This is a genomic window from Prevotella sp. S7 MS 2 (assembly GCF_000762865.1).
Taxonomy (GTDB): Bacteria; Bacteroidota; Bacteroidia; order Bacteroidales; family Bacteroidaceae; genus Prevotella.
In genome coordinates this window covers 14915-27107 of sequence record NZ_JRPT01000054.1, presented here as the reverse complement: position 1 = coordinate 27107, position 12193 = coordinate 14915, and the positions used below count along the sequence as shown (strand labels likewise).

Annotated in this window: 10 protein-coding genes; 7 read left to right on the top strand and 3 right to left on the bottom strand. The window is 45.4% G+C overall.

Features of this window, described 5'->3' with window-relative positions:
- Positions 1–1131 (bottom strand): MATE family efflux transporter (locus tag HMPREF0671_RS09120; RefSeq protein ID WP_036899762.1); only part of this gene is annotated, 1131 nt, incomplete at its 3' end.
- 467 nt (positions 1132–1598) lie between these two features.
- Positions 1599–2363, bottom strand: a complete 765-nt coding sequence (locus HMPREF0671_RS09115) for a YaaA family protein (RefSeq protein WP_036899760.1) — start codon at positions 2361–2363, stop codon at positions 1599–1601.
- 139 nt (positions 2364–2502) lie between these two features.
- Here HMPREF0671_RS09115 and HMPREF0671_RS09110 point away from each other — a divergent pair, with 139 nt between their 5' ends.
- From HMPREF0671_RS09110 to HMPREF0671_RS09095, 4 genes are all read left to right on the top strand, one after another.
- Positions 2503–4044: a glycine--tRNA ligase gene (locus tag HMPREF0671_RS09110; protein ID WP_036899758.1), complete on the top strand. Its 1542-nt coding sequence runs from the start codon at positions 2503–2505 to the stop codon at positions 4042–4044.
- A 4-nt stretch (positions 4045–4048) separates the two neighbouring features.
- Entirely contained in the window at positions 4049–4723 is a 675-nt protein-coding gene (locus HMPREF0671_RS09105; RefSeq protein ID WP_231725683.1) for an FKBP-type peptidyl-prolyl cis-trans isomerase, read from the top strand.
- Between the two features lie 95 nt (positions 4724–4818).
- Entirely contained in the window at positions 4819–6303 is a 1485-nt protein-coding gene (locus HMPREF0671_RS09100; protein WP_036899756.1) for an oligosaccharide flippase family protein, read from the top strand.
- Positions 6304–6930: 627 nt separating this feature from the next.
- Positions 6931–7530, top strand: a complete 600-nt coding sequence (locus HMPREF0671_RS09095) for a DNA-3-methyladenine glycosylase I (protein ID WP_036899754.1) — start codon at positions 6931–6933, stop codon at positions 7528–7530.
- A 37-nt stretch (positions 7531–7567) separates the two neighbouring features.
- Here the strand turns inward: HMPREF0671_RS09095 and HMPREF0671_RS09090 are convergent, their stop codons facing one another.
- Positions 7568–9382 carry an alpha-L-fucosidase gene (locus HMPREF0671_RS09090; protein WP_036899751.1) on the bottom strand — a complete coding sequence of 605 codons (1815 nt, stop codon included), beginning with the start codon at positions 9380–9382 and terminating at the stop codon, positions 7568–7570.
- A 386-nt stretch (positions 9383–9768) separates the two neighbouring features.
- On the opposite strand from HMPREF0671_RS09090, the gene HMPREF0671_RS09085 reads away from it, so the two are divergent.
- From HMPREF0671_RS09085 to HMPREF0671_RS09075, 3 genes are all read left to right on the top strand, one after another.
- Entirely contained in the window at positions 9769–10137 is a 369-nt protein-coding gene (locus HMPREF0671_RS09085; protein WP_052052969.1) for an AraC family transcriptional regulator, read from the top strand.
- A gap of 220 nt (positions 10138–10357) precedes the next feature.
- Positions 10358–11551 carry a threonine ammonia-lyase gene (gene ilvA, locus HMPREF0671_RS09080; protein WP_036899749.1) on the top strand — a complete coding sequence of 398 codons (1194 nt, stop codon included), beginning with the start codon at positions 10358–10360 and terminating at the stop codon, positions 11549–11551.
- A 207-nt stretch (positions 11552–11758) separates the two neighbouring features.
- Positions 11759–12133: a RidA family protein gene (locus tag HMPREF0671_RS09075; RefSeq protein ID WP_036899747.1), complete on the top strand. Its 375-nt coding sequence runs from the start codon at positions 11759–11761 to the stop codon at positions 12131–12133.
- Positions 12134–12193 lie beyond the last annotated feature (60 nt).

Below are 12193 nucleotides of genomic sequence, written 5' to 3'. Positions count from 1 at the left end.
ATCCCGAACTCGCGTAAGAGATTGTATACCTAGTTCACGAATGGCCTCAACGGGGGTAAGCACACCAATCATTTCGGGCGCAAAAATATACATGATAACACCCATAAAGGCCATGACTGCCATGCCAAGAGCCACTGTCATATAAGCGAAATTACGACAAAGGTCGAGTCGACCGGCTCCTTTGCTCTGCCCCACAAGCGTGGTCGCCGCATCGGCAATACCGTAACCGGGCATATAACAAAGGCTTTCGGCCGTGATGGCAAAGGTATTGGCCGCAATGGCAAAGTTGCCTAGAGGTGCCACAATGATGGTGCTGACTACCTGAGCCGTACTCATCAAGATAGATTGAGCAGCCATTGGAGCGCCTATCTTCACTGCATTACGCACATAATCCCATACCCAACGGAATGGAGCTGTATCTAGTCGGAGTGCTAATATCTTACTCCGGAAGATGGCAAAATAGGCTTGTGAGAACGCACCGCACATGATAGCGAGAGCCGTTCCGATAGCGGCGCCGACGACACCGAGACCAAACCGGAAGATAAAAATATAGTTGAAAAGCACGTCAAGCACACACATGGCCACATTGACGACACTAGGTACACGCATATTTCCAGAACTCTTAAGCATTGCTCCGGACAAGTTGCCAAGCTGGAAAAAGGGCATGGCCAGCGCATAAATCAAGAAATAGAGCGATGCTTCATGCGCTATGTCGGCACCACCACCCAACCAATACGGTAATGGTTTATGCACCAAGAAACCGCAAAAAGCTACAAACAGACTCAAGAAGAAGGTACATATCAGTCCATGACGGAACACCTGACGCGCCTTGACGAAGTCGTTGGCACCGATAAAGTGAGCCACTTGCACGGAGAAGCCCATGGAAGAAGCATACGTAAAAGCTCCTAACAGCCATGTAGTACTCTCTACTAAGCCGATAGCAGCAGACGGACGAGCACCGAGCTGTCCCACCATTGAGGCATCAATGAAGAACATCAGTACCGAAGTAATCTGTGACAAGATAGACGGAATACTCAATTCGACAATGAGATTGAGCTTCTCGCGATTCGTCATCGTGGCTCCCAGACGAATTCGTTCCAACAAGGCGTCGGTTTGTTTGCTGCTAAACATATATCAATATTGTATGTGCAAAATTAGTATAATCCTATCGCTTACCAAAATATAGTGTCCATTAAAATGGCTAAACTTACTTTGCCGATAATAGAAAAGAGGTGATTCCTGTATCTAACAGAAATCACCTCTTTCCCCTTTCATTTCTATTGCTTTCTTTTATTCGTGCCTCGTGGCACATCAATCTCTCAAATTTCTCTTGTTACTTGCGTACTTATTATCCCATCTTCTTACCTTAAACTAGATACCGTATTGAGATTTACATTCTTTATTATCTTATTATCTATTAACTTTTCGCACGCTAATTTCGTTCAATTTTGATGATGCAAAGATATATGGTATCGCAAAATTACATCTCAAAACAAACTTGTCTTTTTCATTATACCGTTTAATTCTTGACATAAATCAAGTACGTGTGTCCGCACACAAAAGTACACTTATCATCCTCTAAGAAACATCTAAGACCATTATCCCTCCATGACAAAGAGCGGATGAAGTCCATCTTCTGCATCATGACGATATGAAAAGCCTTCAAATTCAAAGTTTTTGAGTTGATCGGGATCTTTGATTTGATGCCTAATCACATCATTAGCCATGGCTCCACGACACATTTTGCAATACACGACGATGCTCTTCAACTTGCCATTCTTATCCACCATGAACTCCGGTTCTATCACTTTCACCTCACGTTTAACACGCTTCCAGTCAAAAAGATGCTTCATTTCAGCACTTGCCACATTCAATAACACGCCATCATCTTGCTTCACTGAGTCTATCAATACGTCTGTCAAGAGCGGTTTCCAATAGTCAAACATGCGCTGACCACCATTCTCTCCCAAGTAGACAGAGCCTTCCAAACGGTAGTTCTTAATCATATCGAGGGGACGCAACAGACCGTATAAGAACGATGTTATCCACAAATGCCCCTGCGCATATGCTAATTCCACATCAGAAAAGCTACCTGCTTGCAGGTATTTATAGGCTATTCCAGTGTACGAGAAGATAGCTTCCATCTTCGGTTCAGGCTCTAAAAATGTGGTATAGCGATGCTTATTGAGTGCAGCTAGCTGATGATTGATTTTCAACATAGCCCCTAATTCTTCGGCACTGTAGCTCATCATCTGCGTAGCTATGGCCTCAGCCTGTTGTTGAAACATCGGTATCGTACCTTTTCGGCTATCGTATAATCGCTCGGAAGTCATGTCCTTGGCGCATGATAAAAGTATTTGCATCGTCTGATAGTTTCTTACAAAGGTAAGCATAAAGCCTGTAAAGCCATGTTCTTTATGAAGTTTTTGCATTTTTAATAGACAGTCTGTCAGAAATATTATGTACCTTTGCCGAGTTAAAAAGGTAAACAAAAGATAAATCATGGCACAAGAAGATGTTTTCAAGAAGATAGTTTCCCATTGTAAGGAATACGGGTTTGTCTTCCCAAGTAGTGATATTTACGATGGCCTCGCAGCTGTCTACGATTACGGACAGAACGGTGTTGAGCTGAAAAACAATATCAAAGAGTATTGGTGGAAGAGCATGGTGTTGCTCCACGAGAATATTGTAGGTATCGATTCCTCCATCTTCATGCACCCAACAATATGGAAAGCGAGCGGTCACGTGGATGCTTTCAACGATCCATTGATTGATAATCGCGACTCCAAGAAGCGTTACCGCGCCGACAATCTCATCGAAGACCAGTTGGGAAAATACGAAGAAAAAATTGAAAAAGAGATAGCTAAGGCTCGCAAACGTTTTGGCGACAGCTTCGACGAAGCTAAATTCCGCGAGACAAATCCCCGAGTTCTGGAGCATCAACAAAAACATGACGCCCTCCACGAACGCTATACGAAGGCTATGCAAGGCCCGGATTTAGAGGAACTCAAGCAGATAATACTCGACGAAGAGATTGTAGACCCCATCTCAGGAACAAAGAACTGGACGGATGTACGCCAGTTTAACTTGATGTTCTCTACCGAAATGGGTTCTCTCTCAGACGCTGCCAACAAGATATATCTGCGTCCTGAAACCGCACAAGGTATCTTTGTGAACTATCTGAATGTTCAGAAGACCGGCCGTATGAAGCTTCCTTTCGGTATCGCACAGATTGGTAAAGCTTTCCGTAATGAGATTGTGGCACGCCAATTCGTATTCCGTATGCGCGAATTCGAGCAGATGGAGATGCAATTCTTCTGCCAACCGGGTACCGAAATAAAGTGGTTTGAATATTGGAAGAAGGCTCGTTTGGCATGGCATGAGGGTCTCAATATGGGCAATGAGAACTACCGTTATCACGACCATGAGAAGTTGGCGCACTACGCTAATGCCGCTACCGACATTGAATTTAAGATGCCTTTCGGCTTCAAGGAGGTGGAAGGAATCCACTCACGCACCAATTTCGACCTCTCACAACATGAGAAATTCTCCGGCCGACAGATTAAATACTTCGATCCGGAAACCAATGAAAGCTACGTACCTTACGTTGTTGAGACCTCAATCGGTGTTGACCGTATGTTCTTAAGCGTCATGTGTCACAGCTATACAGAAGAGAAATTGGAGAATGGAGAGACTCGCGTAGTTCTTCGTTTGCCCGAAGCTTTGGCGCCAATCAAATGCGCTGTGCTCCCATTAGTGAAGAAGGACGGACTCCCAGAGAAAGCTCGTGAGATAGTAGACCAACTGAAATTCCACTTCAATACACACTACGAAGAGAAAGATTCAATCGGTAAACGCTATCGTAGACAAGATGCTATCGGTACGCCTTTCTGCGTTACGGTAGACCACGATACGTTAAACGACAACAAAGTGACGTTGCGTTTCCGCGATACTATGGCTCAGGAGCGCGTCGACATCGCCGAGTTGCGCAACATCATTGAGGATCGTGTGAGCATCACAAGCGTTCTCAAGAAACTTCAGTAAACCTATGGAAATGAGAAAACTGGCCGACTATACAGTGCTATTATTGCTTGCTGTGGTCTTCGGACTTACATCTTGCAAAGAGGGAGACGACAATAAGGTGGACGAGTTCCCTAATTGGGAAACCACCAATACGACTTATTTCAACACCATCTATCAAAAAGCAAAGGATGCAGCAGCAACAGGTGACGCTTCTTGGAAGGTATTTAAGAGTTATGCGTTTGCCGATAATGTGCACAACGACGCCATCGACCACATTGTAGTCAAGGTACAAAAGAGTGGCACGGGGACGGTTTCGCCCCTTTACACCGACTCAGTCCGCATACATTATCAAGGACGCTTGCTGCCGTCAACGAGTTATAAAGACGGTTATATCTTCGATCAATCATGGGTACGTGGTTACGATTACGATCTCAAGACCATGGTTCCGGCCAAGATGTTAGTCTCCGGAACAGTTGACGGATTTGCTACTGCGCTCATGCACATGCATCTTGGAGACCGTTGGACTGTTTACATTCCTTACCAATTGGGCTATGGTAAGAGTGCCAACTCTACCATTCCGGCCTACTCCACGCTTGTCTTCGACATCACACTCGTAGGCATCTACAGAGCCGGGCAGGTAATACCATCTTACAGAGCCAGCGAAGCAAAGCAGGCATCAGGATGGATTGAGCAAGATTAAAAACTTCAAACGTATACAAGAAGAGGTAAAAGACAGGAACATCCATCCGTCTCTTACCTCTTTTTTTGTTTCCTTCAATATGGAGACATCATTGCATGAAAGAACAAGAACAGACAGACAACTACACCCACATCCTCAAATATACCGGCTTATTCGGTGGTATGCAAGGGATAAGCATCTTGGTAGGAATCATCCGTACCAAGTTGGTGGCAATGATTCTCGGACCAAATGGCGTGGGCCTCATGTCTCTGTTCAACTCCACCATCCGTCTACTTGGCGATGCTAGTCAACTAGGTTTGCCGGTCAGTGGGATTCGGAAAATATCCTATGCCTACGAACATGGTAACCAAGAAGAACTCGACCACTACATCAAACTGATTCGTTCATGGAGCATCATCACCGGCATCGTGGGCATGATACTATGCGTTGTCCTCAGTCCGGTGCTCAATTCGTGGACTTTCAACTGGGGAAACCACACACTACACTTCATGCTTCTCGCCCCCATCGTGGCATTATCGACCATCACGGGAGGCGAACTGGCTGTTCTCAAAGGTACACGCCGTCTCCGCCCACTAGCCTTTATCTCGTTCTTCCAAGTGGTCTTGGCACTCATCATCTCTGTTCCTTTATTCCTAGTTTGGCAGCTGTCGGCCATCATCCCGTCACTTCTGTTGATAGCTTTAGGCCAAATGTTGCTCACCATCAGCTACTCTTACCGCTACCATCCGCTTCATTTATCACTCCACAAAGATTTTCTATCACAAGCCAACAGTACCATCCGACTCGGTATCGCTTTCATGTTGTCGGCTATGATGGGCAGCGGAGCAGAGTTTATCATCCGCCTTTTCCTCAACACCCACGGCAATCTTGATGATGTAGGACTGTATAATGCAGGCTTCATGATGACCATGACCTATGCTGGAATCGTATTTACAGCTTTAGAAACCGACTATTTTCCGCGCTTATCGGCCATTGGTAACGACATCATACAGCAAAACCGGCTTATCAACCGACAGATAGAGGTCTCGCTACTCATGCTTGCGCCACTTCTTATTATATTTCTTGTAGGCATGCCCATCATTCTTCCACTTCTCTATAGTGGTAAGTTCTTACCGGCACTTGGCATGGTACAGCCGGCAATCTTAGCCATGTATCTACGAGCTATCACCCTCCCGCTCTGCTACATTCCGCTCTCTCGTGGCGACTCTTCCACCTATTTAATTATAGAAGGACTCTCCGCTACAGCCATCATCGGTGTCGTTTGCTTTGGATTCACCCATTGGGGACTCACCGGAGCCGGCTTCGGAATCCTCTTGGCAGGTATGATTGACTCCATTGTTTCAAATATGATGGCCTACCATCGTTATGGTTATCGCATGAGTCGAAGCAACATTGGCTACACCATTTTCCACATCCTCGTAGCGCTATGTGCTTATGTCGTGGTGATTAACACCCAAGGTACGGCCTATTGGACAGCGGGATTCGTCCTCTTCCTCATCAGTGCCACCTTTTCATGGCGCATATTACAGCAGAAGACCGACATAGTTCGCCGTATCAAAGAGCGCATACATAAAAGATAAGGAGGCCCTGAAAGATTCATCAAAAGCTTCTTATCGCCTTGAATATCTATTCCCTTATCTCTCATCTAAGCATCTTTTCCTGAAGGAAGAAGAGCGGAATGGGACTTGTTTTTGACATCGTTTTATCCCATAGACCTAAAAGCCCACGATAAAAAAGAATCCCTTATTGTCCGAAGGACAACCCTATGAATAACCGTAAGCCTTTAATCTTACGGTAAATGGCACCTCACAATGTTGAGTCTGAAAGACTCCCCCACAACCCAACAGAGGCCTCTCCCCATCCCTCTCCAAAAGGAGAAGGAAAAAGAAATGACCTTTTTCCGTTTTACAACTGAAAACTTATCAACTCAAAGACTCATGAACTAACAAACTCAACCAATAACTTATCAACTCAAGAACCATCTCCCTCCCCTTTTGGGGAGGGTCGGGATGGGGCTGTAGAGGGTCGGAGTGGGGCTACTGCAGCGGCTTTTCAGCATCACTGCCTCAACCTTGCAGCATTACTGCAAAGCCCATTCAGCAACACTGCGAACACCCTGCAACAAATCAATATAATTATCTATTCGTCACTAGTGAATTTGTTTAAGTCAACAAGATTATCTACTTTTGCGAAAAACAAAGATGAGAATGGAAACAGAAAGAGGTAAATGTAAGTGGTGTTTGAGCGATGCGCTCTCCGAGAAATACCATGATGAAGAATGGGGAGTGGCCGTACACGACGACCAACGACACTTTGAATTGTTGCTCATGGAGTCGATGTCGTGTGGGCTATCATGGCAGATGATGCTGAAACGTCGCGATATTTTCAGCACATGCTTTGCTCAATTCGATGCCGCAAAAGTGGCACTGTTCACCGAAAAAGACGTGGAACGCATCCTCCAAACAGAAGGAATGATTCGCTCGCGTCGCAAGATTGAGAGCATCATCAACAACACTCGCTGTTTCATGCAGGTGGCCCAAGAGTTTGGAACATTCGATACTTATATCTGGAAGTTTACCAATGGGCAAACATGGGTGTATCCGTCGCATCAAGAAGAGTGGTGCACACACAACGAACTGTCCGACATGGTGGCCAAAGACCTGAAGAAACGCGGTTTTAAATACGTAGGGTCGGTCATCATTTATTCGCATTTACAGTCTATCGGGCTCATCAATGACCATGCCAAAGACTGCTACAGATACCACCAACTCATCAAAAGTCAACCAACAAAAATCCGACTTGCCTGATTAATTAGACAAGTCGGACTTTCATCAAAAACTGCTTTTATTGCACAGCAAGTTTATCGTAAGCTATTGATTCACCCTCGCGAACCATACGAACAGCCTTCAAACGAACGTAACGCGCTTGTTGCGGAGTGAAGAAGACCTCTTGCATGATGGGATTATTGCGGATATTTGAGAACTCTCCCACAGCCACTCTCTTCAGATTATCCAGCGTATTACCGACGTAAATCTCATATTTATCAATAAGTCCGGGATTGGCATTGGCCTGAGAAGGCAGATAGTACAAAGCCTTGACCGGCTGTACTTTGCCTAAATCAAGCGTCACTTCACCGGCTTGTTTATCAACTGTGAAAGGTAAACTCTGAACCTCCGAAGTGTTATCTACATAACTATCCTTGGCTCCGGGCACATAGTAAGCACCTATTTCATTAATACATAGCGGGCCACGAGCATCGAGAATGCGTACACGCATACGCTGAGTAGTAATCTCCTTGAAGCGAAGCAAGCGCTTGTAACCAATGGTAGTGGTCTCTTCAGTCATCTTGACGGGCTGCCAAGTCTTGCCATTTAAGTATTCAACGACGAACGAACGAACACGCTGACCCAGCGGTATATACTCCTGTAACATCATGCGATTAACCTTAGTCGTGCGCTTAAACTTGATATTCATCGTACCCGAAACAACACCATCCGGTGTTGCCCAATAGCTATCATAGTTGCCATCAGTCAACATTTTGGCACCGAACGCCTTGCCACGCTCACTATCTACCGACACGGAAGCACCTTTCAGAAGATTGTTGGCAAACTCTTTCACTATTCGATTATGAAAATCTATGAGGCTGGCAGAGTCGGCCGGATGAATCAAACCTTCCTTATCAACGGGTACATTGAGCAAGAACGTACCGTTATGGCCAACATTGCGATAATACAAATCGACCAATTGGTCGGGCGTTTTCACTTTGTTATTCTCGCGTTCATGGTAAAACCATCCCGGGCGGATAGACACATCACACTCCGACGGTACCCACTTGGTACCATCAGGTTGTCCCTGTTGTAACATAAATTGCTTCTCTGCGCCCGGTGGCATAGCGAAAGGAGTGATGAAAGACCAATTGGTTGCCATCGCAAAACCACGCTCATTGCCTACCCAACGACAACCGGGACCATCGTCAGAAAAGATGACAGCATTGGGCTGAAGACTATCTACTGCTGCCCAAGCACGCGGAAAATCATAGTAGGTATTGGCATCTATCTTGCGTGTTTCCTTTGCTCCGCCATACCAACCATCACCTCCATTGGCTCCATCAAACCACACTTCAAACAGTTCACCATACTTGGTTAGCAGTTCATGTAGCTGTGCATGGAAGTATTCTCGGTAGATGGGAGTAGCGTAAAATCCCTGATGTCGATCCCAAGGAGACAGATATACGCCAAACTTCAAGCCATACTTGCGGCACGCGGCAGCCAATTCGCCGACAATATCTCCTTTTCCTTCCTTATAAGGAGAGTTGCGAACACTGTAATCGGTGTACATAGTTGGCCACAAGCAAAAGCCATCATGATGCTTAGCTGTGATGATGACACCTTTCATACCACCCTTTTTGAGGACGCGAGCCCACTGTTCACAGTCGAGTTTCGTGGGATTAAAAGACTTCGGATCGGCATCTCCAAAGCCCCATTCACGGTCGCCATACGTGTTTGGACCAAAATGAATAAAGGCATAAGTCTCCATTTTCTGCCACGAAACTTGCCGAGCTTCGGGCAACGGAGCGATAGGAGCAGGCGCATTTACCTGTGCTTTGATGCCCATTGAAGATAACAACAATGCACCCAATATCAGATGTTTAGAGTTCATAGTGATTGGTATAATTAATAAATTGATTTAATATTTGAGTTTATCATGTGAGGTTTTGTCAACCCACATCTATATTTCAGTTACAAATATAATCATTTTATAGAGAATAAACAGTTAAGGGACATAAAAAACCAAAGCTTTACTACAGAAATATCACAATCGTTTTAGATTCTAAAAATACAGAAACAGCCATATCATAAACCGCCACCAAGAGATAAAAACACACCTCACAACTATATATCTTAGAAGAGTTCGCATAGCTAAAAATACGATATTCACACCTCATAAACTTGTCATAACAAATAATAACAAACGAAAACAGGCAAAAATATATAGAAATACTCTATATTTGTACCATAACGTGGTACCTATTAAGTTCGCACAAGGTGAAAAGACCAACCATAACAGAGGAGGAAAGAGACTTATTGAACGATGCTATAGACCATTGGCTCTTGCAAGAACCGTTTCCATTGCTCAAAAACAATATCACCATGGACGATGTAGCAGAAGCAATGAACATGGAAAGAAGCCATCTTTCCAACTATATATACGAGGTTCGGGGAGACACTTTCGCTTCTTGGCTCAGTGATATTAAGCTGGAATATTGTCGAAAAATGCTTATCAACACCGACCTAAGCATATCCGAAATAGCCTACAGAACGGGATATAACGACCTTGCAGCCATGAGCAAAGCCTTTAAAAAGAAGTTTGGAATCTCTCCACGCAGCTTCCGACAGCAAACGACTACCATCTAACTAAGACACCTCAGAGCCATAGCACGTCAACGTCCAAGGCTTCGTGAGCCCTCGGAAGTTATAGTATGACAAATCAACAAAGATTTCATTAAACCGGAATATTTCTCAAAAAGTGTAAGCATACATAGTTGTAAAACAACAAAAATGATTATTTTTGCACACAAAGAAGAATAGAGATATGCTATGAATATCTCTGTTTTAAAATCATAGAATAATAAAAATGCTAGAACTGGAGAACTTCCGAAAGGCCCGAAAAGTACTGAGTGAGGTTATTCGCCCGACCAATTTGGTGCATGCCTACAATGTAAATCCCGAATGTGATGTATATCTTAAGCCCGAATGTTTGCAGAAAACGGGGTCTTTTAAGATACGCGGAGCCTACTATATGATATCACAACTCAGCGAAGCGGAGCGTCAGAAAGGTGTCATTTCATGCTCGGCGGGCAACCATGCACAAGGAGTTGTACTCGGCGCATCGGCCATGGGAGTGAAGTCTCTCATCTGTTTACCGGAGGGAGCTCCCTTTAGTAAGGTCGAAGCCACACGTCAAATGGGAGCCGAGATATGCTTGGTACCGGGCGTATACGATGATGCTTACCAGCGTGCTCTGCAACTTCGCGACGAGCTAGGCTACACATTCGTCCATCCATTCAACGACGAGAACGTGATAGCAGGGCAAGGAACGGTGGGCTTAGAGATTCTCGATCAGCTGCCGGATGTGGAAGCTGTGATCGTTCCTGTGGGTGGTGGAGGCCTTATTTCGGGCATAGCCTATGCCGTGAAGAGTCTCCGTCCCGACATCAAAGTCTATGGTGTGCAGGCCGAGGGAGCCGCCAGCATGGTACAAAGTCTGCGTAATGGCAAGCCCGAACGGCTGGCATCGGTATCTACCGTAGCCGATGGTATCGCGGTAAAAGAACCCGGTTCGCTCACATTCGACATCTGTTCTAAATATGTAGACGACGTCGTGACGGTCAACGAAGACGAGATTTGCGCCGCCATCTTGCATCTTATTGAGCGCGAAAAACTCGTAGCCGAAGGTGCAGGTGCCGTGAGTGTGGCTGCTGTGATGTACAATAAGGTACCCGTAAAAGGCAAGAAGACCATCTGTATCGTGAGCGGTGGCAACATCGACTTGACCATCTTGAACCGCGTTATCTACCGCGGACAGGTGAAAACCGGCCGCCTTTGCACGTTCGATATAGAACTCGACGACCAGCCGGGCAAACTTGTTGAGGTATCATCTATCATTGCCAACCTCGGAGCTAACGTCACCGGAGTACAGCACGACCGCTCCATCAATCGCCAAAAGGTGAATGCCTGCATCTTGCGTGTGACCATCGAGACTCGCAACCATGAACAGATAGAGCAAATCATGAACGCACTTCGCGAACGTGGATACAAACTGATATGATTCCATCTCCTCAATTCTAGAAGTTAATAGGAGTCATCGGGAGTTAACATCTCTTCGAGACTTGAAGTTAACAGACATTTGTCTATTAACTTCCCTCGTTACTCCAACGCCGCACAGGCGATTAACTCCCGATAACTTCAAGGCAGGGCTAATCTGCAAGACATAAACTGATATGATATTATCATCATCTTTAAACACCTATATAATATGAAAGCAATCCATACAGACAATGCTCCTGCGGCCATCGGACCGTACAGTCAGGCTATCGAGGTCAACGGTTTCGTTTATGCATCAGGCCAAATTCCAATTGTTCCAGAGACCGGAAACTTCGTCGAAGGAGGCATCCAAGAGCAAACACGCCAATGCCTTACCAATGCTTCCAACATCATGAAAGCAGCCGGAATCGACCTCTCACACGTGGTTAAGACTACTGTTTACTTGTCGGACATGGCCAACTTTGCAGCCATGAACGAAGTATATGCCGAGTTCTTCAGCCAACCTTATCCCGCTCGCTCGGCTGTAGCGGTGAAAGATTTGCCCAAAGGCGCCTTGGTAGAGGTTGAATGTATTGCAGCCAAATAAAACAGAAGGGAAGCGACCATCGCTTCCCTTTTGTATGTTCTACAGCTCAATCGCTTGATT

What these genes read in the sequence shown, in the direction of transcription:
- HMPREF0671_RS09115 (WP_036899760.1), bottom strand. Translation starts at nt 2,363, where the DNA reads ATGCAAATACTTTTATCATGCGCCAAGGACATGACTTCCGAGCGATTA.
- HMPREF0671_RS09110 (WP_036899758.1), top strand. Translation starts at nt 2,503, where the DNA reads ATGGCACAAGAAGATGTTTTCAAGAAGATAGTTTCCCATTGTAAGGAA.
- HMPREF0671_RS09105 (WP_231725683.1), top strand. Translation starts at nt 4,049, where the DNA reads ATGGAAATGAGAAAACTGGCCGACTATACAGTGCTATTATTGCTTGCT.
- HMPREF0671_RS09100 (WP_036899756.1), top strand. Translation starts at nt 4,819, where the DNA reads ATGAAAGAACAAGAACAGACAGACAACTACACCCACATCCTCAAATAT.
- HMPREF0671_RS09095 (WP_036899754.1), top strand. Translation starts at nt 6,931, where the DNA reads ATGGAAACAGAAAGAGGTAAATGTAAGTGGTGTTTGAGCGATGCGCTC.
- HMPREF0671_RS09090 (WP_036899751.1), bottom strand. Translation starts at nt 9,382, where the DNA reads ATGAACTCTAAACATCTGATATTGGGTGCATTGTTGTTATCTTCAATG.
- ilvA (WP_036899749.1), top strand. Translation starts at nt 10,358, where the DNA reads ATGCTAGAACTGGAGAACTTCCGAAAGGCCCGAAAAGTACTGAGTGAG.
- HMPREF0671_RS09075 (WP_036899747.1), top strand. Translation starts at nt 11,759, where the DNA reads ATGAAAGCAATCCATACAGACAATGCTCCTGCGGCCATCGGACCGTAC.